Origin of the sequence: Shewanella schlegeliana (assembly GCF_016765635.1) — a bacterium.
Lineage (GTDB): Bacteria > Pseudomonadota > Gammaproteobacteria > Enterobacterales > Shewanellaceae > Shewanella > Shewanella schlegeliana.
In genome coordinates, this window is sequence record NZ_JAESVD010000011.1 from 141,160 (window position 1) to 166,781 (window position 25,622).

Here is a 25,622-nt window from a genome sequence, read left to right on the forward strand (position 1 = left end):
ATTGTTTTTAAAGTCCGTTCAAAGTCGATTATCTCTGCAACATATATAGAGCCTTTCTTTTTGTTAGTGGCTAGCGCTTGACGCTGTTTATTTGTACGAGTGCAGCAAGATTTGAGAAAAAATACAGATTAAATCCCTAAAAATGAGCTAATTTTTTCATTTTTTGACCATTCAGTTAAAATTGGGCTTTACATTGAAGCCGAGGAACCCTATTATCTGCGGCGTTCGGAGGGATGGCAGAGTGGTCGAATGCACCGGTCTTGAAAACCGGCATGGGTTTATAGCCCATCTAGGGTTCAAATCCCTATCCCTCCGCCACATTTAGAAAAGCCCGCTATTTTATAGCGGGCTTTTTGCTATATGCGATTTGTAATGAAGAACCCTAGGGTTGCTCTCTTTTTAAGTCTGTTCAACGTCAGTTATCTCTGCGTTCTATTTAGGGGTAGGGCTTTTATAAAGATCGAACTTTTGTGTATTTGATCCTCATTACCTTAGGTTTTGCAGCTTAAATAGGCGAACTCTATCTTAATAGGCGGCAAGCTTACTGTTTAAGAGCTGATATGCCTTAAATAATTGATGATTTCTTGTTTTTATGGCTGCTTTATTAAGAAATTCTTAGCGTTAAGGGATAATGTTCGAATTTCTTGAGGCAACACACAGGTTGAGTAAAGTCTTGTATTCATTAACCATCAATTCCTGATATAAACCATCCCACACAATAAACTGCGGGCGTGCATTCGCATTCCAAGCAGTAGCAATCTCAATTCTTTGTATACCCTGGAGCACCAAAATGAGCTGCGATCTGACTCTCGATAGTTTTCTTTCCACTGTTGCCGTTCGTAACCCTGATCAACCTGAGTTCTTGCAGGCTGTAAAAGAAGTATTAACCTCTATCTGGCCTTTTGTCGCAGCGCATCCTGAATATTTAGATGCGGGTATTTTAGAGCGTCTTGTTGAGCCTGAGCGCTTGATCCAGTTCCGTGTTTCTTGGGTTGATGACCAAGGTAAAGTGCAGGTAAACCGTGCATTTAGAATCCAGCACAACTCTGCTATTGGTCCTTTCAAGGGCGGTATGCGTTTCCATCCTTCAGTTAACCAGTCGGTGCTTAAGTTCTTAGCATTCGAGCAGACCTTTAAAAATGCCCTAACCACATTGCCAATGGGCGGTGGTAAAGGTGGTAGCGACTTCGATCCTAAGGGTAAGAGCGACGGTGAAGTGATGCGCTTCTGTCAGGCATTAATGTTCGAACTACACCGTCATCTAGGTGCAAATACCGATGTGCCAGCTGGCGATATCGGTGTCGGCGCCCGTGAAGTGGGCTACATGACAGGCATGATGAAGAAGCTGACTAACAGCGCTGAGTGTGTGTTTACCGGTAAAGGCTTATCTTTTGGTGGTAGCTTAATCCGCCCGGAGGCGACAGGTTACGGTCTGCTTTACTTTGTTGAAGCCATGCTAAAAGCCAAGGGTGAAACCTTAGAAGGTAAAATCGTTTCTGTGTCGGGTTCTGGTAACGTGGCGCAATATGCGATTGAAAAAGCGATGGAGATGGGCGGTAAGGTCATTACAGCCTCTGATTCAAGCGGCGTGGTATTTGACCCAGAAGGTTTTACTCCTGAGAAACTTGCTAAGTTGATGGAAGTTAAAAACGAACGTCGTGGACGTGTTGCTGATTATGCCTATGAGAATGGGCTTGAGTACGTGACCGGCGGAACGCCATGGCAGTTTGCTGCAGAAGTGGCGCTACCTTGTGCGACTCAAAACGAGCTAGATAGCGAGCATGCCAAAATGCTAATCGCCAATGGCGTGCAGATGGTTGCCGAGGGCGCGAATATGCCAAGCACGGCTGAAGCTATCGCGTTAATGCATGAAGCTAAAGTACTGTTTGCACCGGGCAAGGCGGCTAACGCTGGCGGTGTTGCGACATCAGGTCTAGAGATGAGTCAAAATGCGCTGCGTTTAAGCTGGAGTCGTGACGAAGTGGATATGCGTTTACGCGATATCATGTACTCTATTCACGCGACCTGTGAGCAGTATGGACGTGAAGATAACCATATCAACTATGAGCTGGGCGCTAACGTTGCTGGCTTTGTCAAAGTCGCCGATGCGATGAAGGCGCAAGGCGTCTACTAAGTAATTTAATTGATGAAAAGGGCCGTTTGGCCCTTTTTTGTTTTCTGCTGCCGCTTATTTAAATCTTTAGTCTGTCTAGGTTTAAATGGCGTTATTGCAGCTATTCATGCTCTACTTTCTATAGTTATCTGCATAATATGCTGTGAAAACTTTTGTTATTTCAACTTATCGGGTGTACTTTTAGCTTATCGGATAGCAATCGAACGGTACGAAATAGCATCGGTTCTCGCTATCTTCCTTCGCTTAAATTGATACTAACTGTATAAGATTGAAATCATGAAAAAATCACTACTAGCTTTAGTTTTTGCCTCGGTTTTCAGTTACAACGCGAGTGCCTGTACTGGCATCACCCTATCGACTAGCGCTAACGATCAGATCCAGGCTCGCACCATAGAGTGGGGTCATAGTGATCTCAACAGCAAGCTTGTTATCTCGCCTCGTAATCACCAATACACTTCGACTATGCCGGATCAGCAGCAAGGCCTCACCTGGACAAGCCAATATGGCTTTGCAGGGATCTCGGTGAGTGACGATCGCTTTATTGCTGAGGGGATTAATGAGAAAGGGCTGACTGCCGGCTTATTCTATTTCCGTAACTATGGCTCGCTGGCCAAGTACGATCCTAAACAGACTGCAAATAACATCACCGATATGGACTTTGTGCGTTGGATGTTGACCCAGTTTGAAACCGTTGCCGAGGTCGAGGCGGCATTAGATAAAATTAAGATTGTCACCGTTTATTTCGACCAGCATGGTAACCCTTCGCCAACGGCGCACTGGCGTGTGTCAGATAAACAGGGCAATAGCATAGTGATTGAAATCATGGATCACGGCAAAATCCATATCCATAAAAATACGGCTAAGGTGCTAACTAACTCGCCGGATTACAACTGGCAGGTGACCAACCTAAATAACTATATCAATCTGCATCCGGGTATAAGCCCACCACAGAAGATTAACGGTGTTGAAGCGCAATCTTTCGGTGTCGGCTCTAATTTTGTCGGTTTACCCGGAGATATCTCGCCACCATCGCGATTCGTGCGCGCAGCGTTTTATGTTAACACGGCGCCTACCTTAAATAGTGCCGAACAAGCCGTTTCACAGGCGTTTCATATCTTAAATAACTTTGATATTCCCATCGGCAGTGAGTTTAATGATAAGTCTCATATACCTGAGTTGCCCAGTGCTACACAGTGGACTTCGGTTATCGATCAGAGTCATGGGTTGTTGTTTTATAAGACCATGCATGACAGCACGATTAAGCGAGTCGATCTGAAGCAGTTGGATTTCAACGCTAAGCAGGAGCATAAACAGAAGTTAGACAGTGGTAAGTTTAGCTATCAAGAGGTGACGGTTAATACTAAGTAAAGCGGATAAATGATAGCTCAAGGCTCACTTGAGCTATCAAGGATGCGCACTTAGAAAGTGAGCGAGGTTTGTAGTGCAGCGCTTAAAACTCGTTGCCATTATGAGCTTTGCCGCAGAAGACTCATTAAAATCCTCTGTGCTTCCAAAAAGCTGCTATCTTGTCTTCTTCCTCATTCAAGTGCACTTTAAAGGTCTTCTCAGCAATGACTTTGCCTTTAATCTCTAGGGTCATGCGCCAGTTGCCGACTTTATTATGCTCGGGAGCCCAGATGGTGTCGCCTAGGTAAAATTTCCAGTCGTTGGACTTTACAAACACTTCGCCTTCGAATGGTAGACGAACCTGACCACTATCATCGGGGATATCTGGATGATAGATGCAGTATTTCAGTTTTTGATTCTTAGCTTTCTTGATTTGGGCGATAAAACCAAACTCGATATCTATCTCGGCTGGTACATGCATGGTTGATTTTAATAGGCGGGGTAGGTTATTGCTCTCCTCATCCCACTGGGTGAAGATACCGCTACGAACAATAGTGACATCGGGCTTGAGTTTAGACACTTATTGGGCTGTAACTGATGAGTGGTGTGTATATGATACTGAAAAGGTAGGGAGTTTTCACGTTTTGCGATGCTTTTCTAAGCTGGTTCTCTAAGATGCTTTTGTAAGATAGTTTTTTTCTCAATAATCATGGCTAGGCCAAATCACCGTGAAAACACAGTTTTTCCCCATAATATATCAATATATGTGAGTGCAGAGGTTTGAATTACTAGACATTTTTATCTAGCTAGGTAGTCTAGGAGTCCTCAAATGGACTGGGAAACTCTCATTTAATGAATTTAGCGATTCTGTATTACGTTTATGATCCTATGTGTAGCTGGTGCTGGGGCTATAGACCAACTTGGTCTGCACTGCAATCTGAGTTGCAAAGGAGCTATCCTGAACTCAGTATCGAATATAAGTTAGGTGGCTTGGCCCCCGATAGTGACGAGCCCATGCCTGATGAGATGCAGCAACTTTTGCAGCAAACATGGAATAAGATCTCCGAGCAATTAGGTACTCAGTTCAACTTTGACTTTTGGCATCATTGCCAGCCCCGTCGTTCTACCTATCCAGCCTGCCGCGCAGCACTGTTAGCAAGAGATGTGGGCCTTGAGCAAGAGATGACTCTCGCGATCCAACAAGCTTACTATTTAGAGGCCAAAAACCCTTCCGATAACGTCACCCTAATCGAGCTTGCAGTTGGCCTGGGTCTTGATGAGGCGCTATTTTCCAAGGCGCTATTGAGTGAATCGACTAAGGCGAAACTTGAGGAGGAGGTCTGCCGCACGCGGCATCTGCCTATCCAAGGGTTCCCCTCGTTAGTCCTGTTGGTGAATGGCGAGTTTTATCTTATTGAGCTTGATTATCAAAACTGGCAAACCAGCTTCCAGCAGATCGCCTCTTTGCTAAGCGAATAGCTTCTAACTATTCAATACAACTCACTTGATCATCGTTATTGATGGTGAGTTTCAGCACTTTCATATATTGGTCGTGGGTGACATAGCCACAACGGCCATTAATGTAAGCCCCCGACGATAAGCGGATGCGATAAGCATAATCGCCATCGGCTTGCTCGGTGCTATGGTGAATACGCATGGTCTGCTTCGGACCGATATTATCAAATACCAGATTATTGCTAGGTAGGCTGACTTCGACTCGAGTGAGTAGCTGCCCAGACTGATTAATGACTTTTACGCTGGGCATAATAAACAGATAGGCGTGATAGCCAATAAATAGGCATAAAACTGAAAAAGCCAGCATGAGTAGGCAAGTTCGCATTCATTCTCCTTGATTAGGAACACAGCCGATCTCTATACGGCATCAGAAACGCTAAGCTGGTATAAGTATAGAAAACACGACAGCTATTTCACTTTATTTAGCGTCTTTATCCTGCTCGATATGACTCTCGTAATATTGCCTCTTAGCCGCGGGCGATAGTGAGGTCGCTAATGTAGCCGTGCTCGGTACTCTGTAGTGCTTGTTTGAGCATACCAGCGGCTTCATCGGCGCTCATAAAGCTATTCGTATTTGCCTCTTTGCCGCTGGTGGGCCAAAAGTCGGTGACCATGCCGCCAGGGTAGACGGCAATCAGCTTCATCGGACTACTTTTTAGCTCTAAGCGTACCGATTCAATTAGGGCCTTTACCGCCCATTTAGCGGCGCAGTATGTGGACTCCTCGGCTTTAGGTACCAGTGCTGCGGTCGACATCACCATCACCATTGTTACGCTTTGATCTTTATAACGTCTGACGGCCTCGCGCAGCAAAAAAATTGCCGAGGTGACATTGTTATTGAGGAGATCTTTTATCGCCTCAGGAGACTGAGTTTCGATAGGACCAAAATAACCACTGCCGGCGCAATGGATTATCAGCGATGGCGTCGTGGTTAGGCTATTGAATAGGGCTGCTACCGCATCGGCATCGCTAAGATCAGTAACTTGAGTCTGGCAAGGTTGGCCAACGTCTGTAGCGACTAATTGTAAACGATCGCTATTGCGACCACTGATGCAAATTGGACTTTCTTTGCCATACAGCTTGGCGAGCGCAGCACCTAATCCGCTGCTGGCACCGGTAATGAGTATCATGGTGGTCCTTATCCTTTGCTAAACGGTTTGCTGATGCTGTCTTTATTAAGTGAGATTATTCAATCTCGAGAATCGCCTGCCCAAAGTCTATCTGCTGACCATCTTCGATTAAAATCGCGCTGATCACGCCAGTTTTATCGGCTGTAATACGATTACTCATGGTCATGGCTTCGATAATACAGACTACATCACCGGCAGTGACTCTCTGTCCCAAGGTACACAGTGGCCGCTGACTCTCTTTTTCGGTCAGGTAAATGCAGCCCACCATAGGCGAAATGAGCTGGTGCGTCTCATCATCGGCAGTTTCATCATAGTCATCACTGCTCCCCGTGTGTGGGCGAGGCGTTGCTGGGGCCACAGAGCTGGCAGGTGCTAAGAAAGTTTGCGAGTTGGTCTGCATAGGTACCGGGCTATGGCGACAGATCCGTACCGACTCTTCACCCTCTTTTATCTCTAGCTCGGCGATATCAGATTCTTGCACTAGCTCAATAAGCTTCTTGATCTTACGAATATCCATGGATTGTAGTTAACCTTGTTTGTCTGCCGCATGAATGCGGGCAATCGCTGCTTGTAGTGCGAACTGATAACCTTGGGCACCTAAGCCGCAGATCACGCCAATTGCTTTGTCTGAAAAGTAGGAGTGATGACGAAACGGCTCGCGGCTGTGCACGTTAGAAAGGTGCACCTCAATGAATGGAATAGCGACACCAAGCAGGGCATCTCTGAGTGCGACACTGGTATGGGTAAAGGCGGCAGGGTTGATAATCACCATATCGGCGTCACAGTTGTGAATGGCCTCAATAAGCAGATGCTCGGCGTTAGATTGAATGTGTTCTAACTCGACTCCAGCTGCTGCAGCGCTTTGCTTAAGATCGTCGACGATCTGCTCCAGGGTATGGTGGCCATAATGGCCAGGCTCACGGCGTCCGAGTAGGTTTAAATTGGGCCCATTGACTAATAAGATCTTGGCTTGGCTGCTCATGAGTATTCCCTTGCTATACACGTTGAATGTGCGCTGAGTGATTATGCGCTTATAGTGTTGATTTCAACAAAAAATCTGCTGCTTGTCGAACATTGTAGAGTGAATGACACAATAAGTGAGTATTTCTCAGCTGCTGCGTGAATATAAGCACTAAAAGCTGGGCTTATTTTGCCTTAGGGCCTTAGTGGCTCCCTTTTGCTTCTTGGCATCGACGCGGCGGCGTTGACTGCCCTTAGTCGGCTTAGTGGCGATGCGCTTTTTCTGCACCGCGTTTACACTCGCTATCAGGGCGATAAACTGCTCCAGTGCGGTCTGGCGGTTAAAATCTTGGCTGCGGCTCTGTTGGCACTTGATGATGATTTTGCCACTTTTTGTAATACGGTGATCGGCTTTGGCGAGTAAGCGCTGCTGGTAGTACTCAGGCAGAGAGGAGTTCTTGATATCAAAAATCAGCTGCGCCGCCGTCGACACCTTATTGAGGTGTTGCCCACCCGCGCCGCTGGAGCGGATAAATTGCCACTCTAGTTCACTGTCTTGAATCGATACTGAGTTAGATATTTTGATTGTTGCCAAAAATTCACATCCACTATTGCGAGTGTGCTTTGGAATTCTGTTCACACTCGGTCTTAGATTGCCTTAGGTCAATATTAACAGACTTTTAGCGTAAATAAGGGCCGAGTCCACTTTTCCTTCACTCTGGGTTTGCTATTATCAAGCAATATTGAAGTAGCTATTGCTTCAGCGATTTTGTGTTATGGAGCCAATCTATGCTGTGTAAGATCCCTGATATTGCCAAGGGCGTGATCAGTTTGTTTGCCAGTGGGCGCTTGTCGACCAAAGATTATGGTCAGATCATGCAGCCGCTAATCGAGAGTTATCGCGATACCACAGGCAAGACCTGTATCTATGTCGAAGCCGATGTGTTGCTCGAGGGCTGGCAGCATGAATCGTTAGCGGGCAGCGGCGAAGTGCAGCTACCTAACTTTGACGCCCTAGTGCTTGTTGGGGGGCCTGATTGGTTTGGTAATGCAGTCAGATTGATGGGGCCGTTCATGCAAGGTGAGGTAGCTTGGTATCCCCTAGAGCAAAAAGCGCTAGCCGTAGAATGGATTGCAGCGCGTACCGAGCTGTGTGATTAATTTTGATTAAATTTTGGTATCATTAGTCAAGATTGCTTTTTAATGTCGCGTATAAATATAGAAGGATTTACAAATGTCTTTATCTAAACTGTCAGGACTGTCGTTGGTTTGCGCACTTGTTTTCGGCCTTAGTGCGTGCGCACCTGAGGTTGGTAGCGAAGCTTGGTGTAAGCAGATGAAAGAAAAACCATCAGGCGATTGGTCGGCTAATGAAGCCGCTGATTATGCAAAGCATTGTGTATTTAAGTAAATATCAATAGCTTAGTCAACTTGCATTAAAATGAGAGCGAGTTCACTAAGAGCTAGATAATAGCTTGTTCTTAGTGAACTTTACGTTATGATGCGGGTCATATTGGTTAGAATCTGTTAACAGCAAGATTTTAAAACTAAATTTATAGGTGCGACTTGCGTTTATTTACCCCTCAATCTCTCTATCGAATGGCAGCTCTGCTGATTGCCGTTGTTATCCTGCAATTTGCAGGTGGCAGCATCGGCGCGCATCAGTTGCATCTAGGAGATCATGAGGAGGAAAGTGCGCCGCATCCTCATGTGCAGTTTACCGCCGAGGTTATCACCTTGAGTGAGTGTGTCGACTGTACCTGCTCACTGGATCCACAAACGAGTGTGAGTGTCGATGAGCAAGCTCATGGTCATACCGTGAGTAAAACCGAGTCTAAAAATTTCGATCTCTGCTTAGACTGTCCTTGTCATGGCGGTCATGCGACGACTATGTCATTTGTTGCCATGGTGCCATCAGTGCCCGTGAGTGACGCACTCAACAGCATAGATGCCCTGTATCTACCACCAGAACAACTTCCTGATTATCGCCCTCCAATCGTTTAATCCTATCGGGGTTGAAGTTCGGTTTGGTGGTTGACCACCTATGGCCTTTATGGGCCAACGCCTGATTTCCTCTTCGCTAAATCTTTATCAAAATACTGTGTGATTTTTGCTGTTCCTGGCTGACTGAATATTATTCATGTTTGCTTGCGAAGCAGTGAACTTCATACCGACCTAATATCGATTTACACCCGAGCAATAGTCATTCAGCCCCCCATAGAGTCGATAGTCATATCTGGATTCAGGGATCGCTGTATCAATTAATATTGCCGGGTTGATAGGATCCGCGATGAAAAAAACAATAATCGCTAGTTTGTTGTTAGGGCTTTTTGCTGGCTCAGCAACAGCTGCTCAAGCCATTGTTGGTGAAGCTAATCTTAGTCAGACTAATGTTAGCCAGACTAATGTTAGCCAAGCTATGGCTCAGGCTCAGATTGGGGCTCAGGCTCAGATTGGCGCTAGCGCAAGTCAAACCGCTCAGTTTAGTGACTGGCTTCCTCAAGTGATGCAACGTTTTAACAGTTTGCCAGAGGTGCAAGCTCAAGAGGCGCGCCGTCAGCAGGCATTAATGAGCATTGAGGCGGCAGACAAAGCTGTCTATAACCCAGAGTTAGGACTGGGTTACCAAAATGCCAGTGAAGACACCTATAGCTTAGATATCAGCCAGACAATCGACTGGGGTGATAAGCGTGGCGTGGCAACGCGTATCGCTCAGTTAGAGAGCGAAATCCTACTATCTAATATCGTGCTTGAGCGTAACCAGATGTTGGCCGATAGACTGCTAGCATTAACCAGCCAGAGTCAGGCGCGTAAGGCGCTTGAGTTTCAACGTCAACAGTTTGAAATTGCTAAGGCTCAGTTAGATATCGCTCGCCAGCGTACCGAGGTGGGGGATATGTCTCAGGTTGAGCTACAGCTGATGCAGCTCGATGTCGCGAGCAATGCTGCCGATTACGCGCTAGCAGAGCAAGTCTCTATTGCCGCTGATGGTGCGGTGTTAGCCCTATTTGGGGAGTATGACCTACCGTTTGAAGATTTCGTAAACGCACTGTCTGTGCAGGCGAGTCATATTCAAGTTTCACCAGAGCTACCGGCACTAAAGAGTGCTTATCAGCAAGTGTTGGTGGCCAAGGTGAGCACTGAGCAAGCCAAAGCTGACAGCAGCGCCGACCCCAGTATCAGCCTTAGCGCCGAGCGTGAAGGTGAAGAGAATAAGTTTGGCGTCGGTGTGTCTATTCCGCTGCAGATCAGAAACAACTATAGCGAGGCGATTGCCGTCGCCAATCAAGGCGTGGTGATCGCAGAGCAGACTTACCTAGCGGCAGAGCGTACCTTGCTGCAGCAGCAGAAACAATTCTCGTTGAGCATTCCAAGATTAACCCAGCGCTACCAAGACTGGAGTGAGTTAGTGCTGAGTTCCGGTTCAAAGGCCGCAAGCTCACTGTCTCAACAGTGGCAGGCCGGTGACATCAATACTAGCGACTACCTACAGAGCCAAAGACAGATGAGCAGCAGCTATTTGGCAGGTTTAACGCTCGAGTCAGCCCTTTATGAAAATTGGTTGAACTGGATGGGAGCAAGTGGGCAATTGGAAGGCTATCTCAATAGCCAACTATCGACTCAGGGCGCTGCATCAGCCTCTGTTCAAGTGAATTAAGGCTTTGATTATGAAAACGAACAATAAAGAAGTGGTACAAACAATGATGCTAACTAACGGCACTGCTAAATCTCGCTCATTCGATCTTAATGCGGTCACACGCGCCATGAGCTTTGGCTTCTTAATGAGCCTAACAACGGCATTTGTGCTACCAACGCTTGCCACTGCGGGGGATGGCCATGATCATGGCGCTGAAGAGGTGGTATTGGTTCAAACGCAAGACGATGGTCATGACCATGCTGCAGAAGAGACGGCCCATGATGATAGCCACGACCATAATGCTGAAGAAGCGAGTGCCCATGAAGTTAGCCATGATCATGATGCCGAAGAGGTAAAAGCTAAAGATGATGGGCACGGTCATGATGAAGCAGAGAAGAAAGATGATGGTCATGGACACGGCGCAGAAGAGGCGGAGGAAGATGTTCATGGTATTGAGCTAACAGCGGCGCAATTAGCACTGGCAAAGATTGAAGTGGCTCAGCTTAGTGAGCAGACATTCAGCCTAGAAGATGTAGCGACAGCAACCATAGTGGTAGATAGAGATAGAACCGTCACCATTGCCCCTCAGGTCGATGTGCGTGTATTGAAAAGAAACGTGGTACCGGGTCAAGAGGTGAATAAGGGCGATGTACTACTCACCTTAGGTGGCGTAGCGGTTGCTCAGGCACAAGCCGATTATATTAATGCTGCGGCTGAGTGGAGTCGTGTGAAGCGCATGAGCAGCAGCGCCGTTAGCGCTAGCCGTCGTTTAATGGCGCAAGTGGATGCAGAGCTTAAGCGTGCAACCCTTGAGGCGATGAAGATGACGCCTACACAGATCAAGGCGCTGGCTAATGCCCCAGAAACTATCGGTAGCTATCAGTTGATTGCCCCTATTAGCGGTCGTGTTCAGCAAGATATCGCACTATTAGGCCAAATCGTACCTGCTGGTACGGCGTTGATGCAGCTAACCGATGAGTCACACCTATGGGTTGAAGCCGAGTTAACCCCAACGCAAGCCGAGAAGGTGAGCATTGGTAGCAAAACCGTGGTTAAGGTTGGCGACAAGAGCATGGAAGGCACCATTATCGGTCGATCACATGAGCTTGATAGCGTGACCCGTACCGAACAGATCTTGGTGGCGTTTGAAAACGCAGGCCATGTATTACACGCGGGCCAATTTGCTGAACTGTACCTACCGGATGCATCGAAAGGCGGCGTGATCTTACCGGATTCGGCACTGACTCGTAGCAGCGATGGTCATTGGCAGGTCTTTATTGAGGGTGCTGAGGGTTTCGAAGCATTAGAGGTTGAAGTGGTTGAGCGTCAGCGCGGCATGAACCTAGTTCGTGGCTTGGCGAAAGATACCAAGGTCGTTATTTCAGGGGCATTCTTCCTCGCCTCTGAACAGGCTAAATCTGGTTTCGATATCCACAATCACTAAGAGGCTGCTGCAATGTTACAGAAACTCATAGACGTTGCCGTTCGCAACCGTCTTCTGGTGGTGCTTGCGCTGGTCGGCTTGATTGTTGCCAGCGTAGCCATGCTACCAAAACTAAATTTAGATGCCTTTCCTGATGTGACTAACGTTCAGGTCACGGTAAACACCGCCGCCGAAGGCTTAGCGGCAGAAGAAGTTGAGAAATTGATCAGTTACCCAGTCGAGTCGGCGATGTACGCTCTACCTGCGGTGACTGAGGTGCGTTCACTTTCCCGTACCGGTTTGTCAATTGTGACCGTGGTATTTGCGGAAGGCACGGATATTTATTTCGCGCGTCAGCAGGTGTTTGAGCAGTTACAGGCTGCACGTGAGATGATCCCTGATGGGGTCGGTGTGCCTGAAATTGGTCCTAATACCTCGGGTTTGGGGCAGATCTATCAATATATCTTGCGTGCTACACCTGAGTCTGGTGTCAATGCGGCCGAGCTGCGTAGCATCAACGACTACATGGTCAAACTTATCATGATGCCTGTGGGCGGCGTGACTGAGGTGTTATCTTTCGGTGGTGAAGTGCGTCAGTATCAGGTGCAAATTGAGCCTAATAAGCTACTGAGTTACGGTCTATCTATGGCGCAGGTGACCGCCGCCTTAGAGAGCAATAACCGCAACGCGGGTGGCTGGTTTATGGACCAAGGCCAAGAGCAATTAGTGGTACGTGGTTATGGCTTATTACCAGCAGGAGATGCGGGACTTAAAGCGATTGCGCAAATTCCACTGACCGAAGTTGCTGGTACGCCTGTACGTGTGGGTGATATTGCCAAAGTAGACTACGGCAGTGAAATTCGCGTCGGTGCGGTGACCATGACTCGCCGTGATGAAGCGGGGAACGCGCAAGACTTAGGTGAAGTCGTCGCCGGTGTGGTGCTTAAGCGTATGGGGGCTAACACTAAAGAAACCATCGACGATATCAGTGCTCGTACGACGATGATTGAACAGGCGTTGCCTGATGGCGTGTCGTTCGAAGTCTTCTACGACCAATCAGACCTCGTTAATCAGGCTGTTACTACGGTGCGTGATGCCCTGTTGATGGCATTCGTGTTTATCGTGGTGATCTTAGCACTGTTCCTCGTCAACATCCGCGCGACAATGTTGGTGTTGCTATCCATTCCGGTCTCTATCGGCTTGGCGCTATTAGTGATGTCTTACTTTGGCATGTCGGCTAACTTGATGTCATTAGGTGGCTTAGCCGTGGCTATCGGTATGCTAGTTGATGGCTCGGTGGTGATGGTGGAAAACATTTTCAAACACCTAACTCAACCTGATAGACGTCATTTGGCTAATGCTCGAAAGCGTGCATCGGGTGAAGGTGACCCTTACCACGCCGATGAAGATGGTACTCAGACGGTGGCTCACGATGAGTCTAGCAATGGCATTGCCATGCGCGTCATGCTGGCGGCGAAAGAGGTGTGTAGTCCAATCTTCTTCGCTACGGCGATCATCATTGTGGTATTTGCGCCACTGTTCGCTCTAGAGGGCGTTGAAGGTAAGTTATTCCAGCCGATGGCTGTGAGTATTATTCTGGCGATGATCTCCGCTCTGTTAGTGGCCTTGATTGCGGTGCCAGCGCTTGCGGTCTACCTGTTTAAGCGTGGTGTGGTGCTGCGCGAAAGTGCGGTACTTAAGCCGATTGAGTCGGTTTACCGTAAGCTGCTAAGCTCAACGATGGCGCACCCCAAAGTGGTGATAATCACGGCGGTTGTGATGTTTGCCATGAGCATGATGCTACTACCAAGACTCGGTACTGAGTTTGTGCCTGAGCTAGAAGAGGGCACCATCAACCTACGTGTGACCCTGGCGCCTACGGCGAGCCTTGCAACCTCTTTGGATGTTGCACCTAAGCTTGAGGCACTACTGCTTGAATTCCCTGAAGTGGATTATGCCCTTAGCCGGATCGGCGCCGCCGAATTAGGTGGCGATCCTGAGCCAGTGAACAACATCGAGATCTATATCGGTCTTAAGCCTGTTGATGAGTGGGTCAGTGCGACCAATCGTTTTGAACTGCAGCGTAAGATGGAAGAGAAGCTCAACGTCTATCCAGGCCTACTGTTTACCTTTTCTCAGCCAATTGCGACTCGAGTCGATGAGTTGCTGTCTGGGGTTAAGGCGCAGTTAGCGATAAAGATCTTTGGCCCGGACTTAGATGTATTGTCTGAGCGCGGCCAAGTGCTCACCGAGTTAGTGTCACAGATCCCGGGTGCGGTGGACGTATCGCTTGAGCAGGTGAGTGGTGAAGCCCAGTTAGTGGTTCGTCCTAAGCGTGATCAGCTAGCGCGTTATGGCATTAGTGTCGATGAGATCATGGCGCTGGTTAGCCAAGGTGTTGGCGGAGCGAGTGCTGGGCAGGTGATCGACGGTAACGCTCGTTATGACATCTATGTTCGCCTAGGTGAGCAATATCGTAGTTCGCCAGATATCTTAGAGGATCTACTACTTACCGGTGTGAGCGGTGCAACTGTGCGCCTTGGTGAAGTGGCTGACGTGGTGATTGAGATGGCACCGCCAAACATTCGCCGCGACGACGTTCAGCGCCGTGTGGTGGTGCAGGCTAACGTGTCAGATCGTGATATGGGCTCGGTAGTTAATGATATCTACGCGATTGTGCCGCAGGCTGAGTTACCGCCAGGTTATACCGTTGTGGTGGGTGGTCAGTATGAGAACCAGCAGCGCGCCCAGCAAAAGCTAATGCTAGTGGTACCTGTCTCTATCGCCTTGATAGCCTTGCTATTGTTCTTCTCATTTGGTTCGGTAAAACAGGTTGGCTTGATTATGGCTAACGTACCTCTGGCACTGATTGGTGGTGTTGTGGCTCTGTTTGCCAGTGGCACCTATCTGTCGGTACCAAGCTCTATCGGCTTTATTACTCTATTTGGTGTGGCGGTACTTAACGGCGTGGTGTTGGTGGACTCGATTAACCAGCGCCGGGCTAGCGTTAAAGAGGAGACCGATGAGTCACTCTATGATGCGGTTTACGAAGGTACCGTTGGGCGTCTGCGTCCGGTACTGATGACGGCGCTGACATCGGCCCTTGGCTTGATCCCAATTCTACTCTCTTCGGGAGTGGGTAGTGAGATCCAGCAGCCACTAGCCGTGGTGATCATCGGCGGTCTATTTAGTTCAACAGCGCTTACCTTGCTTGTGTTGCCAACACTTTACCGTTGGATCTACCAAGGTCGTAAGTAATGCTTGTCTGTTCACGGCTCCATTGGGCCGTGACTTATTCATTATTTCTTTACCAAGGAGGGTAAAGAGAGCTTGATAATGGCGGTGACGCATTAGTCTGCCATCACCGCTGCATCTTGTTTTTTAGATACGGTTCGCGAGTCGTTAAGCTGTACTGTGTTTATTAAGGCGCGAGCTGAAGTTTAGCTTGCGGTTATGCCTAACCACCTTAATGGATAATGTGCCTAGCATGGCTGGCTTATTTAGTACGCGGAGCAGGAGTGCTCCGCATTTTTCGTGCACTGATTTTACTTCAACTTCTACACATCTCTCTTCCCAACTTCTCGGCTAAACCCTGTGCCTTGTCTTGGGGAAATTCATCAGCGTAAATCTCAGCTATCTTTTATAGATGATCTTAAACGATGATTCTGAGGTGATTATGTTGGCGAGTAAGTTGAGGGGGATTTTACGGCGGACGCTGGCATTTGTCGGTTTAAACCTATTCGTTTCCTCGGCTGCGATAGCTAATCTATGGGAGGCTGCTGATACTCCCTATGCTAGCCAAGCTAGCGCTATCGGCAGTTATGCCAATGGCTGCCTAAAAGGGGCTGAGGCCTTACCGTTAAACGGTAACGGCTATCAGGTTATCCGTCCTCAACGGCAGCGATACTATGGCCACCCAGAGCTTATCGAGTTCATCGAGCAGTATTCCGCGAGTCTAAATCGCCTAGGCAGTGACGACATTTTGATTGCTGATATGTCGATGCCAAGAGGAGGCAATTTTACCCAAGGCCACACGAGTCATCAGATAGGACTTGATGTGGATATCTGGCTGAAACTTGCGGCAGAGCCATTATTAGACGGTGAGCGAGAGCAGCCGACACCGCTTAAGCTGGTTAATCAAAAGCAGTTTAAACTCGATACTCAGTTGTGGTCGAATGCCCAGACTCAGATGCTAAAGCTAGCAGCAATAGATGCGCGCGTTGCACGAATTTTTGTTAGCCCAGTGATAAAGCAGCACTTGTGTGATTTAGGCTTAGATGATGACGCTTGGCTTGAGAAGGTGCGTCCATGGTGGGGGCACACTTACCATATGCATGTGAGGCTACGTTGCCCAAAGGGGGATGAGTTTTGCCGTGAACAGGTGAAAATTCCCAAGGGTAGTGGTTGTAGTGAACTTGGCTGGTGGAGGCAGCAGCTGACGCAGGCCAAGGTGGCAAAAGTCGAAAAACCAAAAGTGAAGCCGAAGCAGGTAAAAGCCAAGCGAAAGCCTAAGCTGTGCGAAGCCGTTGTCACAGCTAAGTAGTGCTAAGAAGTTGTTAGTGTTAGTGAAGGTGCGGACGTGAGGGTTTTGAGTTAGCTCTATTAAGAGTACAAAGCGCCCCGTGTAGGGGCGCTTTATTGTTTGCCTTAACGCCTATTGCTCTGGAGTGAATCCGGGCTTAAACGCTAGGCTGACTTAAGTGCTACTTAGACTGGCTTTAATGCTAGTAGCTCTATGCGCGAACTTTAATCACTATCTTTCTGACTTGGCTTGCGTTAGCCCCTGTGCCTGGCATATGTATATCACCTGGGAAGAACAGTGCAAACATGCCTGCCTTTAGTGGGATAAATGCGGCATCATCTTTATTCGATTCATAATCAAAGTTAGCGTAGTCATGCTCACTGTTGTAAGCCTTCGATGGTGTCTGGTTAGCCAAAGGTAGGTAGCCGAACTCCTCTTCACCACTCACTACATATTGCACATCAATATATTGCTGGTGAACTTCAAACGGCTCTAACTCCTTAGGCTTAGTCTGATAATCGTTAACGATGACAAACAGATCTTTGCCTTCTAACTCATATTTTCCGACTTCCAGCTGGCTAAAGTCGGTCGTTGCTAGATGTTCGAGGGCTTTAGCAATTCGTGGATTGATCGCAGTGTAGAGTTGGCGGTTCGCTAAAGTATCAACAATCATGATGTTTGCTCACAGTAGGTCTAAGTTGACCATTAAAATTAGTTAAACAAAGCCAGGCTGAAACGCCTGTCATTTAAAAAGCGAAGTGTAGCCTTAACTCGCCTTAGGCGATACAAGAGTTCACTTCAAATTCGCTCTCTTTTGCGTCGAACGTACCTTTATGGTTTTCGGTTACTGTCGAGCATATTTCCGAGTTGCGTCCATCGAGTATCGCGTTTAGGGTATGGCCTAGACAGATTGAGAGCGAAAGTAATTTAACTTTAAGGATGAATGTGGCTTCGTTACGATTGATTGCAGGGCCCAAGGCCTATCAAACACTGAGTGAAAATGGCTTCAAGCCTGAGCTGTTTTCACAGCTGCTTGCCGCTTCTGGAGGCCCTAAGTGGATTGGCATAGCAGGGCTTGACCGTTACCTGTTTACCGAGTTTTTTAAAGGGCTAAATCAGCCGCTGCATACCCTTGGCGCATCATCTGGGGCATGGCGATTAGCGTGCCTAGCTCAGGCTAAACCGGGAGCCGCTTACGATCGTTTAGAGGAGCTTTATATCGGTCAGCGATACGATACTAAGCCTACCGCGATAGAAGTCTCACAGCAGGTGAGCGGGATTATAGAAGGTTTGCTGGGCAGTCGGGGGGCAGCCGAGATAGTCAGTCATTCCCAGATCAATAGTCACTACATTGCCTGTCAAGCTCGGCATATTAATCGCATCGGAGGACAGGCGCCGCTGGCGCTTGGTTTAGCAACGGCGGCAATGACAAACTTAGTCAGTCGTAAGAGCCTAGCTTGGCATTTTAAGCGCTGCATCTTTGGTGTTAAGCAGCAGTCTTCTCCTTTTGCAGGACTTAAAGACTTACCGAGTCAGTTTTACTCCCTCTCTCAGAGTAATATTCATCAAGTGTTATTGGCGACGGGTTCCATTCCTTGGGTGTTGGCACCTGTTAAGAGGATTGATGGTGCACCTAAGGGGCATTATTACGATGGTGGGATCACCGATTACCACTTCGATCTGCCACTCAGCCATAGCCAAGGCTTGACCTTGTATCCGCATTTTTACCCTAAGATGTCACCGGGCTGGTTTGATAAATCTTTGTCTTGGCGTCTAGCTAAGGCTAATTATGACAATGCGCTAATTTTAGCACCAACCGATGACTACTTACAGAATCTGCCCTATGGCAAGCTTCCAGATCGAGATGACTTTAAGCGCTTAGATAGCGACTCGAGAATCAAGTATTGGCGTAAAGCGGCTTTGATGAGCCAAGTGTTAGCCGATGATTTAAATGACATTATGGCTAAAAACTTGTTCCATGAACGACTGGAGAGGCTATAGCTCCTTGGTATGAAGGCGTAATAAAATCGATTATTTTCCTGTCTATTTAGTAGGTGTCGCTGGATGAGGCTTGCTGGCTGAAATTTGCTCAGCTGCTACACTTTAAGCATTATTCGCGACTTTAAAAATGATGTGACCTACCTATTCAAGGGGGAGGTTATTATGCAAACTAAAGAGATGGCATTACTGGCGCACGACGCTTTATTGTTGCCTGGAGGGCGGGTAGAGATCCGCGTGATAGCTCCTCGCTGTATGAATATGATTGCCGAAGCCCTCAAGGGGCACTATCCCTTGGTATTTGGTATGAGCAAGCCCAATAGTAACCCGCCCTGCTATGAAACGGCTACCCAATGTGAGGTGATTGATTTTAACCAGCTCGATGATAATTGCTTAGGGATCATACTCGAAGGTAAGCAGAGGGTTAAGATCCTTTCTGCGGCGGAGCGTAAAGATGGCAGCTGGATCTGCCGAGTGCTGCCTAGCAACAACTGGCAGCAGGAGCCTATTTACGGTGAATTTGAGCTTATCAGTGCCGCACTACAACAGTTTTATGAGGTTAACCCGGAGCTGTTAGGCCTCTACGAGAACGATGTACATCTGGAGGATGCCTCATGGGTGAGCCAGCGCTGGTTAGAGGTGTTGCCCCTGTATAATCAAGATAAGTTACGTTTGCTCAACCAGCCTAATTGCCACAAAACCATGAACTTCGTACTAGAGTTGATTAAGTCCCACGCTAGAGATAATCAACACTCTTAGGCTGAGTTTTGTTAAAGTAGCGCCACTTTGTTTTGTACACTTTGACAGTTTGAGTCTTATGAGTTCCTCTGTTCGCGCTAGCCAAGCCTCCTATGTGGTATTACCGGATACGGTAACCGATAAACCTACCGTGTTTAGCTTTCTTGTGAGTAAGTTTCCTGCGATAGCGAAAAGCGTGTGGCAAACACGTATTCTTGATGGCAAAGTGCATTGGCGCGATGGCACGCCTATAACCCTTGATAGTCTCTTTATCCCTCGCGAGCGGGTTTACTATTACCGTGAAGTTGAGCAGGAGTCGATGATCCCCTTTGAGGAGCAGATCTTGCTGCAGACTAGTGAGTTTATGCTGGTATTTAAGCCTCACTTTCTTGCGGTGAATCCAAGCGGTAACTTCGTCAATGAGTGCTTGGTCAACAGGTTGCGAATTAAGACGGACAATCAAGAGATTGTTGCCGCACACAGGTTAGACAGAGCCACCGCAGGTGTGATGTTGCTTAGCCTAAATAGCGCTACTCGCCATGATTATCATGAGCTGTTTAAGAGTGGCCAGATCTGCAAGACCTACCAAGCGATAGCGCCATTAAATAGCGAAGTTAAGGCGATGATCGCCCAAGGAGCATTGACGCTGCCTATGGCGTGGACGGTTAAGAATCGTCTGCAGAAAACGGTTCCCAGTTTCTTGATGTGTATTGGCGATGGTGAGGCTAATAGCCACTCTGAAATCCGCTTAATAGAGGTGCATAATGGTTATGGTCTGTTTGAGTTAACGCCCGTGACCGGAAGAACTCATCAATTAAGGGTGCATATGATGAGCCTAGGCATGCCACTTTTAAATGACAGACTCTATCCTGAGTTGCTCGATAAAGCTGCCGATAATTTTGCTGCACCGTTAAAGCTAATGGCGCAGCGTTTATGCTTCACCGATCCTATGACTCAAGAGCGCATAGATGTGAGTTGCGACGGATTTAACTTACAGGATGAAGTGCTTAGGACCTAGGACCTAGAACCTAGAACCTAGAACCTAGAACCTAGAACCTAGAACCTAGAACCTAGAACCTAGAACCTAGAACCTAGAACCTAGAACCTAGAACCTAGAACAGCCTAGAGCACTCGCATGCTCGTTTCTAGGACGCTTCGCGGTGAGAGCGGACTGCGTCCTGCTATAAAACCCAAAGACGGCATTTAGCTTTTATCTTTTAGCCTTGGCTTTTCCGTCTTAGCCTTTATCGGCTGTTACATCTTAGCTTTTACCTAGCACCTCGAACCTGTTTTTCCTAGGATCTATGTTCTATGACCTAATGTCTCGGTGGTAAAAACTCGGTTTCACTCATATCGGCATGAAGTACGCCTATCTTGGTGGGCGCACCATCGGCAGCTATCTCCACTATGCCGATACCACTTTGATTGACTAGACGTTTGCTACGCTCACCATTGGGGCGGCGGCCACGGATAGACATATGCTTACGCTTAGTGAAAAAGTTAAGTGGTGAGAAGTGACCATAGAGCCAGCCATTAAACTTATCGAAAATCGGCAGCAGTTTCTCTGGGAATTGGTTCTTAAAACCACTACAGGTGATCTGATAGATCTGTGGTCCACCATGACGAAAACGAATACCCACATCATAGCTAAAGGAATAGTGCACATCCCCAGATAGGATGATGAACTGCTCCGGCGTCTTTCTGTGTTGGAAGATACTCAATAGGGTGTTAGCCGTACCGGGGTGTGCCATCCAGTTTTCGGCATCGACCAACAAAGAGCCACCACACAGTGTCGCCATACGCTGCACCGTTTCTATCAGCTTCACCCCATAGATAGGCGCGGGAGACACGATGATCACATTGGGTTGGTTAACCAGTTCGGCCTGAAATTCCATCAGGGCCTCCCAGTCCATCAATCCCGAAGGTTTAGCGAGATTTGACTCACTGCGCCAGCGCCGTGTACGGGTATCGAGCACCAAGAGTTTAGGTGAGGTTTGCAGGCTGTAATGCCAATGCTCGAAGCTAAGCAGTTTGTCGATGAGTGCATCTTGGGCGACGGAAGTCGGGCTTTTAAGAAAAGCATCGAGATCCGGAGTGATTTCGGCGTCGAAACGGCTTGGCGCGTTACCTAATCCTTGAAAGATGGTGTAGACAATGAGGGCATTACCTATGATGCGCTTGGAAAAGGCGTGACCGTAGGCGGCTTGTTCCCATCTTGCCGTGAGATTCCAGTCGTCGGTAATGTCGTGATCATCGAAGATCATGTAGGTGGGAACATGTGCCATCAATCGACGCACCTGTTTTAGACCGCTCTTAAACGCCAGTAGCTCTGTCCACTCCTTTTGCCATCTCTGACTGAGCGCCTTGTTAAGTCCCGCGACCTCTTTGGGGATCTCAATCAAATCCCATAGCTCGGGTGACCAGTAGAGTAGATAAAGTGCCATTACCTCATTGAGACTGACCAGATGATTTTCAGCGAGCGATGAAGTAAAAATAGGGTGGTTGATATACCAGGCCTTGATGGCCGTTTTCGCCTTATATTGGGTCTTAGGCAGCAGGTGTAGGTGACGTCGATACATGGCCGCAGGCTGATAGCTTATCTGACTGCTATCGGCGAGTGGGGCGTCGACGAATTGCTCTTGATGTAACCCTAGCAGCTGAATAACTTGGCCAATCGCGTACAGCATAGGCCCTGCAATATCATCGACATAGACCTGATCTCCACTCATCATCAAGAGTGCGGGGCGCTCTGTAATATCGCTGCTCTGCATCAACTGAGTATCGGCGGCAACTAAGGCATCACTGCTGTGATGATGGGCATTGCGACAAGAGCCGTGCATCAGCTTATCGATTTTGGGCTTGATGATAAATCTGCAGGCCTGTTCATTTGGGTAATGTAACTCATCGATTTGATGAAAGAGTTCACCCTTCTCTTTATCAAATAACCGATACGATAATGCGACATCTTTGGGTAATAACTGATCTTGGTTGACACGGATCAGGTACTGAAATGCATGCTCACCGAGGGGGATACAGTGAACCTCATCACAGCTTAACTCTCGGTCAAACTCGGTGCCAACTAATGCTAAGCGTAAAGTCGACAGAGGTTGCTTACAGACAAACCATAGGGTGAAGTGCTGCTGATCACAGTGACGTAGGCTGGGGCCAGCAATAATAAGCGGAATAGAGCTTGCTGATGACATCGATATGTTCTTTCAATGAAAAGTTATCTGTAGCAAGAGTAAACCAGTGCTAACAGGATGAAAACCCCTTAAGATGGATGACCTGTTCGAGCAATTCAGTGGATGAAAAAGATGGCGAAGATTATGGTCACAGGTGCAACAGGCCTGTTAGGGCGTGCGTTGATAAAGCTGCTAGAACAAAATGCCGAACATCAGATAATCGCCTGTGGATATAGTCGCTGTGGTCCCAATATCGAGAGGCTCGACTTAACTCAAGCACCGCAGGTGAGCGCTTTTGTCGCCAAGCATAAGCCCGATATCATCGTGCACTGTGCGGCCGAGCGCAGGCCGGATATATCCGAGCAAGATCCCCAAGCTGCATTGGCGCTTAACACCGATGCCACACAGTTTTTAGCTCAGGTTGCCAGTCAACAGGGCGCTTGGCTGTTATATATCTCAACCGATTATGTTTTCGATGGCAGCCTGTCTCCTTATCGAGAAGATGCCGCGCCCAATCCAGCTAATTTTTATGGTCAATCTAAGCTGCAGGGCGAGCTGGTCGTTTGCGATGCGCAGCAAGGTTTTGCTATTTTGCGCTTGCCGATACTTTACGGTGAAGTGGAGTCGTTAAAAGAGTCCGCTGTCATGGTGCTTCTTAATCACTTGATCGATACGACTGAGCAGTCCATCGATAATTGGGCCATTAGAAGTCCTACTTCGACTGCAGATGTGGCAGCGGCTATCGTGAAAATGATTGTTGTTAAACAGGCTGGCGAGTCTTTAGCTGGCCATTATCACTTCAGTGCCAAAGAGACGATGACCAAATATCAGATGTTGCTGGCGATGGGGGAGCTGCTCGGACTCGCTACTGGGCACCTCATTCCTGTGACCTCTCCCACAGATAGCGCAAAACGCCCAAAAGACAGTAGTTTAAGCTGTGAGCGGCTTGTCAGTTTAGGGATTGAAAGCAAGGTACCTTTTAGGATTGGATTTAAAAGAGCGCTGCAGGACTCTCCCTGTGCGGCTGCTTACTTAAAAGTTGCTACCGTAAGAAGCTAATTCCACAAGCGGCAAATATCGCAAGTAACGAATACCATAAGAATAATAAACGATGATAAACCTTGGTTTTAAAAATTTACCCATACGCAATCTAGGGGCGACCGATCAGCTGGCCTTACTCAGGTTTGGCGCCCTGTTACTCAAGATCGGGCTCACCTTTTTCGCCGCCGATACCTTTGGCTTATCGCTTACCAGTCCTGTGCTCTATTGGGGCATGAGCTTAGAGGCACTCTATTTAGGCTTTACTTTCTGGCACCGTAGTTCGATTGCTCGCTTGGAGAACGGCTTTTTCATTGTCTTACTTATCGATACCCTATTTTGGATCTCCTGGCTCTACTTTACTGGTGGGGCGACCAATGCCTTTATCTCACTGCTGTTATTACCGATTGCTATTGCCGCAGTTGTTCTGCCTCAGTGGGCGCCTTGGGCTCTAGCGCTACTGTCGACCCTTGCCTATAGCTTGATGATCTTTTCGGTTCCTGAGAGTCAGGTGAAGCACCATGGTATGGATATGAGCTCCCACTATTTGGGGATGTGGTTTAACTTTTTGATCTCGGCGTTAGTGCTGACTACCAGTGTGGCCTATATTGCCCAGCGAATGCGTAAACAAGAGGTTGAACTCAGTTATATGCGTGAGGCGCAGTTGCGCCAAGAAAGGTTACTGGCGCTGGGTACGGCGTCGGCGCAGATGGCGCATCAGATGGCCACGCCTTTAGCTAGCTTGCGCTTGCTGGTGGATGAGGCGGTCGAAGATAGCGTCAGTGATAGTGAGATCTTGTTGGAGATGAATACGGCGCTGGTGCGTTGCGAACAGACGCTAAACGCTTTGCGCATGGCCACCGAGTCGATTCGCGAGCAGAAGCAAAGCCTACTAACCGCCGATGAACTGCTGGAAACCCTTAAGCAACAGGTCTTACTCTTGATGCCTGAGATTAACTTAGAACTCATTCATGTTGAAAATAATCAGCAAGAAGCTGCACAGCCGCGTGCTATCAAGACTGATGCCAGCCTGCTTCCGGCTCTGTTGGCTTTAGTTGAAAATGCGGGGAGCGCGAGCCTAGCTCATATCGGCGAGGCTAAGGTGGTGGTATCGGTTATGGCTGCAACAGAGAAGGATCGTCTGTGTATCTCTGTGAGAGACTTTGGCGTTGGGATCCCTAAAAAGATGTTACTACAGCTAGGACATAAACTTGTCGAGAGTGAGCGTGGTATGGGGATGGCGCTGCTGCTCAGTAATGCTAGCGTCGAACGTCTAGGTGGACGCTTACTTCTGGGGGCTGCGAAAGAGGGCGGCACGGTTGCCGAAGTGTGTTTCCCTGTTTGGCATAACGACGCCAATGGAGAGTGTCATGACTAAAAAACTACTCATTATTGAGGATGATACCGCTTTAGCGAGTGTACTTGTCAGGCGCATGACTAAACAAGGATTTGAGTGTCAGCAGTGTCACGATGCGACTCAGGGACTGTTGTTAGCACGGCAGTTTCGCCCAACTCACGTGCTATTAGATATGAAGTTAGCCCAAGAAAATGGCCTAAAACTCATCTCGCCGCTCAGGCAGTTACTTCCAGATGTCGTGATGGTATTACTTACGGGCTATGCCAGCATTGCCACCGCCGTAGAGGCCATTCGCCTCGGTGCCGATAACTATTTGGCCAAGCCTGTCGATACGCAAACTTTGCTCAATGCGTTATCAACAACTGCGGTCGATAATGAGATGGAGCCATTGACAGAGGAGCCATTGTCACCGAAACGTTTGGAGTGGGAACATATCCAGCAGGTGCTTAATGCCAACAGCGGCAATGTATCTGCGACCGCCCGTCAGCTAGGGATGCATCGGCGTACTCTACAGCGTAAGTTGTTAAAGAAGCCAACGGCGGATCATCGAGAGGTATAACGGGTTAGTATTTTATATGGTGAATTAACAGTTTTTAGTGTGATAGTCGGTCGCTTTATGCTTTTGAGATGTAATATATTAC

At 48.0% G+C, this 25,622-nt stretch carries 24 protein-coding genes and 1 tRNA gene; 17 read left to right on the forward strand and 8 right to left on the reverse strand.

Annotated elements, in window-relative coordinates; translation table 11 throughout:
- Window positions 1–227 precede the first annotated feature (227 nt).
- The 3 genes from JMA39_RS17525 to JMA39_RS17535 all read left to right on the forward strand — a co-directional run bounded on the left by JMA39_RS17525 (window position 228) and on the right by JMA39_RS17535 (window position 3,502).
- Window positions 228–318 (forward strand) — tRNA-Ser (locus JMA39_RS17525).
- A 472-nt stretch (window positions 319–790) separates the two neighbouring features.
- Window positions 791–2,134: an NADP-specific glutamate dehydrogenase gene (gene gdhA, locus JMA39_RS17530; protein ID WP_202723175.1), complete on the forward strand. Its 1,344-nt coding sequence runs from the start codon at window positions 791–793 to the stop codon at window positions 2,132–2,134.
- Between the two features lie 276 nt (window positions 2,135–2,410).
- Window positions 2,411–3,502: a linear amide C-N hydrolase gene (locus tag JMA39_RS17535; protein WP_202723176.1), complete on the forward strand. Its 1,092-nt coding sequence runs from the start codon at window positions 2,411–2,413 to the stop codon at window positions 3,500–3,502.
- Between the two features lie 124 nt (window positions 3,503–3,626).
- Here JMA39_RS17535 and JMA39_RS17540 read toward each other — a convergent pair whose 3' ends face one another.
- Window positions 3,627–4,061, reverse strand: a complete 435-nt coding sequence (locus JMA39_RS17540; RefSeq protein WP_202723177.1) for a DUF3859 domain-containing protein — start codon at window positions 4,059–4,061, stop codon at window positions 3,627–3,629.
- Between the two features lie 272 nt (window positions 4,062–4,333).
- Between JMA39_RS17540 and JMA39_RS17545 the strand changes: the two genes are divergently transcribed.
- Window positions 4,334–4,960 (forward strand): DsbA family protein, encoded by a 627-nt coding sequence (locus JMA39_RS17545; protein ID WP_202723178.1) that lies wholly within the window; start codon window positions 4,334–4,336, stop codon window positions 4,958–4,960.
- A 7-nt stretch (window positions 4,961–4,967) separates the two neighbouring features.
- On the opposite strand, the gene JMA39_RS17550 is transcribed toward JMA39_RS17545, so the two are convergent.
- The 5 genes from JMA39_RS17550 to arfB form a co-directional block, all read right to left on the reverse strand.
- Complete coding sequence (locus JMA39_RS17550; RefSeq protein WP_202723179.1) at window positions 4,968–5,321, reverse strand: hypothetical protein; 354 nt, start codon at window positions 5,319–5,321, stop codon at window positions 4,968–4,970.
- Window positions 5,322–5,463: 142 nt separating this feature from the next.
- Window positions 5,464–6,126 (reverse strand): SDR family NAD(P)-dependent oxidoreductase, encoded by a 663-nt coding sequence (locus JMA39_RS17555; protein ID WP_202723180.1) that lies wholly within the window; start codon window positions 6,124–6,126, stop codon window positions 5,464–5,466.
- Window positions 6,127–6,181: 55 nt separating this feature from the next.
- Window positions 6,182–6,643, reverse strand: coding sequence for an acetyl-CoA carboxylase biotin carboxyl carrier protein (gene accB, locus JMA39_RS17560; RefSeq protein ID WP_202723181.1), 462 nt, complete (start codon window positions 6,641–6,643; stop codon window positions 6,182–6,184).
- Between the two features lie 9 nt (window positions 6,644–6,652).
- On the reverse strand, window positions 6,653–7,108 hold the full coding sequence (gene aroQ / locus JMA39_RS17565; RefSeq protein WP_202723182.1) for a type II 3-dehydroquinate dehydratase: 456 nt from the start codon (window positions 7,106–7,108) through the stop codon (window positions 6,653–6,655).
- 150 nt (window positions 7,109–7,258) lie between these two features.
- Complete coding sequence (gene arfB / locus JMA39_RS17570) at window positions 7,259–7,681, reverse strand: alternative ribosome rescue aminoacyl-tRNA hydrolase ArfB (protein WP_202723183.1); 423 nt, start codon at window positions 7,679–7,681, stop codon at window positions 7,259–7,261.
- A gap of 194 nt (window positions 7,682–7,875) precedes the next feature.
- Here arfB and JMA39_RS17575 point away from each other — a divergent pair, with 194 nt between their 5' ends.
- From JMA39_RS17575 to mepA, 7 genes are all read left to right on the forward strand, one after another.
- Complete coding sequence (locus tag JMA39_RS17575; protein ID WP_202723184.1) at window positions 7,876–8,247, forward strand: SpoIIAA family protein; 372 nt, start codon at window positions 7,876–7,878, stop codon at window positions 8,245–8,247.
- Window positions 8,248–8,320: 73 nt separating this feature from the next.
- A complete protein-coding gene (locus tag JMA39_RS17580) occupies window positions 8,321–8,497 on the forward strand; it encodes a DUF3012 domain-containing protein (protein WP_202723185.1) in 177 nt (58 codons plus the stop codon).
- A 188-nt stretch (window positions 8,498–8,685) separates the two neighbouring features.
- Window positions 8,686–9,090, forward strand: a complete 405-nt coding sequence (locus JMA39_RS17585; protein WP_202723204.1) for a hypothetical protein — start codon at window positions 8,686–8,688, stop codon at window positions 9,088–9,090.
- A 286-nt stretch (window positions 9,091–9,376) separates the two neighbouring features.
- Window positions 9,377–10,744: a TolC family protein gene (locus tag JMA39_RS17590; RefSeq protein ID WP_202723186.1), complete on the forward strand. Its 1,368-nt coding sequence runs from the start codon at window positions 9,377–9,379 to the stop codon at window positions 10,742–10,744.
- 10 nt (window positions 10,745–10,754) lie between these two features.
- Complete coding sequence (locus JMA39_RS17595; RefSeq protein WP_202723187.1) at window positions 10,755–12,167, forward strand: efflux RND transporter periplasmic adaptor subunit; 1,413 nt, start codon at window positions 10,755–10,757, stop codon at window positions 12,165–12,167.
- A 12-nt stretch (window positions 12,168–12,179) separates the two neighbouring features.
- On the forward strand, window positions 12,180–15,404 hold the full coding sequence (locus JMA39_RS17600) for an efflux RND transporter permease subunit (protein ID WP_202723188.1): 3,225 nt from the start codon (window positions 12,180–12,182) through the stop codon (window positions 15,402–15,404).
- Window positions 15,405–15,792: 388 nt separating this feature from the next.
- Window positions 15,793–16,689: a penicillin-insensitive murein endopeptidase gene (gene mepA, locus JMA39_RS17605; protein WP_202723189.1), complete on the forward strand. Its 897-nt coding sequence runs from the start codon at window positions 15,793–15,795 to the stop codon at window positions 16,687–16,689.
- A gap of 190 nt (window positions 16,690–16,879) precedes the next feature.
- Here mepA and JMA39_RS17610 read toward each other — a convergent pair whose 3' ends face one another.
- On the reverse strand, window positions 16,880–17,341 hold the full coding sequence (locus tag JMA39_RS17610) for a YhcH/YjgK/YiaL family protein (RefSeq protein ID WP_202723190.1): 462 nt from the start codon (window positions 17,339–17,341) through the stop codon (window positions 16,880–16,882).
- 272 nt (window positions 17,342–17,613) lie between these two features.
- Between JMA39_RS17610 and JMA39_RS17615 the strand changes: the two genes are divergently transcribed.
- The 3 genes from JMA39_RS17615 (at window position 17,614) to JMA39_RS17625 (ending at window position 20,422) form a co-directional block, all read left to right on the forward strand.
- On the forward strand, window positions 17,614–18,669 hold the full coding sequence (locus JMA39_RS17615) for a patatin-like phospholipase family protein (RefSeq protein WP_202723191.1): 1,056 nt from the start codon (window positions 17,614–17,616) through the stop codon (window positions 18,667–18,669).
- A 162-nt stretch (window positions 18,670–18,831) separates the two neighbouring features.
- Window positions 18,832–19,425 (forward strand): LON peptidase substrate-binding domain-containing protein, encoded by a 594-nt coding sequence (locus JMA39_RS17620; protein ID WP_202723192.1) that lies wholly within the window; start codon window positions 18,832–18,834, stop codon window positions 19,423–19,425.
- 58 nt (window positions 19,426–19,483) lie between these two features.
- Window positions 19,484–20,422: a pseudouridine synthase gene (locus JMA39_RS17625; protein ID WP_202723193.1), complete on the forward strand. Its 939-nt coding sequence runs from the start codon at window positions 19,484–19,486 to the stop codon at window positions 20,420–20,422.
- Between the two features lie 298 nt (window positions 20,423–20,720).
- Here JMA39_RS17625 and JMA39_RS17630 read toward each other — a convergent pair whose 3' ends face one another.
- Window positions 20,721–22,607, reverse strand: coding sequence for a metallophosphoesterase family protein (locus JMA39_RS17630; RefSeq protein WP_202723194.1), 1,887 nt, complete (start codon window positions 22,605–22,607; stop codon window positions 20,721–20,723).
- 111 nt (window positions 22,608–22,718) lie between these two features.
- Between JMA39_RS17630 and JMA39_RS17635 the strand changes: the two genes are divergently transcribed.
- From JMA39_RS17635 to JMA39_RS17645, 3 genes are read left to right on the forward strand one after another with little or no spacing between them, the layout of a single operon-like run.
- A complete protein-coding gene (locus JMA39_RS17635; RefSeq protein WP_202723195.1) occupies window positions 22,719–23,645 on the forward strand; it encodes a dTDP-4-dehydrorhamnose reductase family protein in 927 nt (308 codons plus the stop codon).
- 52 nt (window positions 23,646–23,697) lie between these two features.
- Entirely contained in the window at window positions 23,698–25,002 is a 1,305-nt protein-coding gene (locus tag JMA39_RS17640; protein WP_202723196.1) for an ATP-binding protein, read from the forward strand.
- Entirely contained in the window at window positions 24,995–25,540 is a 546-nt protein-coding gene (locus JMA39_RS17645) for a response regulator transcription factor (protein ID WP_202723197.1), read from the forward strand. The genes JMA39_RS17640 and JMA39_RS17645 overlap by 8 nt, the downstream gene beginning before the upstream one ends.
- The last annotated feature ends 82 nt before the right edge of the window (window positions 25,541–25,622 follow it).

Coding starts and splice junctions, on each gene's coding strand:
- JMA39_RS17625 (WP_202723193.1), top strand. CDS start 19,484: ATGAGTTCCTCTGTTCGCGCTAGCCAAGCCTCCTATGTGGTATTACCG.
- JMA39_RS17580 (WP_202723185.1), top strand. CDS start 8,321: ATGTCTTTATCTAAACTGTCAGGACTGTCGTTGGTTTGCGCACTTGTT.
- JMA39_RS17585 (WP_202723204.1), top strand. CDS start 8,686: ATGGCAGCTCTGCTGATTGCCGTTGTTATCCTGCAATTTGCAGGTGGC.
- JMA39_RS17620 (WP_202723192.1), top strand. CDS start 18,832: ATGCAAACTAAAGAGATGGCATTACTGGCGCACGACGCTTTATTGTTG.
- JMA39_RS17640 (WP_202723196.1), top strand. CDS start 23,698: ATGATAAACCTTGGTTTTAAAAATTTACCCATACGCAATCTAGGGGCG.
- mepA (WP_202723189.1), top strand. CDS start 15,793: ATGATCTTAAACGATGATTCTGAGGTGATTATGTTGGCGAGTAAGTTG.
- accB (WP_202723181.1), bottom strand. CDS start 6,643: ATGGATATTCGTAAGATCAAGAAGCTTATTGAGCTAGTGCAAGAATCT.
- gdhA (WP_202723175.1), top strand. CDS start 791: ATGAGCTGCGATCTGACTCTCGATAGTTTTCTTTCCACTGTTGCCGTT.
- JMA39_RS17630 (WP_202723194.1), bottom strand. CDS start 22,607: ATGTCATCAGCAAGCTCTATTCCGCTTATTATTGCTGGCCCCAGCCTA.
- JMA39_RS17595 (WP_202723187.1), top strand. CDS start 10,755: ATGAAAACGAACAATAAAGAAGTGGTACAAACAATGATGCTAACTAAC.
- JMA39_RS17550 (WP_202723179.1), bottom strand. CDS start 5,321: ATGCGAACTTGCCTACTCATGCTGGCTTTTTCAGTTTTATGCCTATTT.
- JMA39_RS17575 (WP_202723184.1), top strand. CDS start 7,876: ATGCTGTGTAAGATCCCTGATATTGCCAAGGGCGTGATCAGTTTGTTT.
- JMA39_RS17590 (WP_202723186.1), top strand. CDS start 9,377: ATGAAAAAAACAATAATCGCTAGTTTGTTGTTAGGGCTTTTTGCTGGC.
- aroQ (WP_202723182.1), bottom strand. CDS start 7,108: ATGAGCAGCCAAGCCAAGATCTTATTAGTCAATGGGCCCAATTTAAAC.
- JMA39_RS17645 (WP_202723197.1), top strand. CDS start 24,995: ATGACTAAAAAACTACTCATTATTGAGGATGATACCGCTTTAGCGAGT.
- JMA39_RS17635 (WP_202723195.1), top strand. CDS start 22,719: ATGGCGAAGATTATGGTCACAGGTGCAACAGGCCTGTTAGGGCGTGCG.
- JMA39_RS17600 (WP_202723188.1), top strand. CDS start 12,180: ATGTTACAGAAACTCATAGACGTTGCCGTTCGCAACCGTCTTCTGGTG.
- JMA39_RS17610 (WP_202723190.1), bottom strand. CDS start 17,341: ATGATTGTTGATACTTTAGCGAACCGCCAACTCTACACTGCGATCAAT.
- JMA39_RS17545 (WP_202723178.1), top strand. CDS start 4,334: ATGAATTTAGCGATTCTGTATTACGTTTATGATCCTATGTGTAGCTGG.
- JMA39_RS17535 (WP_202723176.1), top strand. CDS start 2,411: ATGAAAAAATCACTACTAGCTTTAGTTTTTGCCTCGGTTTTCAGTTAC.
- JMA39_RS17555 (WP_202723180.1), bottom strand. CDS start 6,126: ATGATACTCATTACCGGTGCCAGCAGCGGATTAGGTGCTGCGCTCGCC.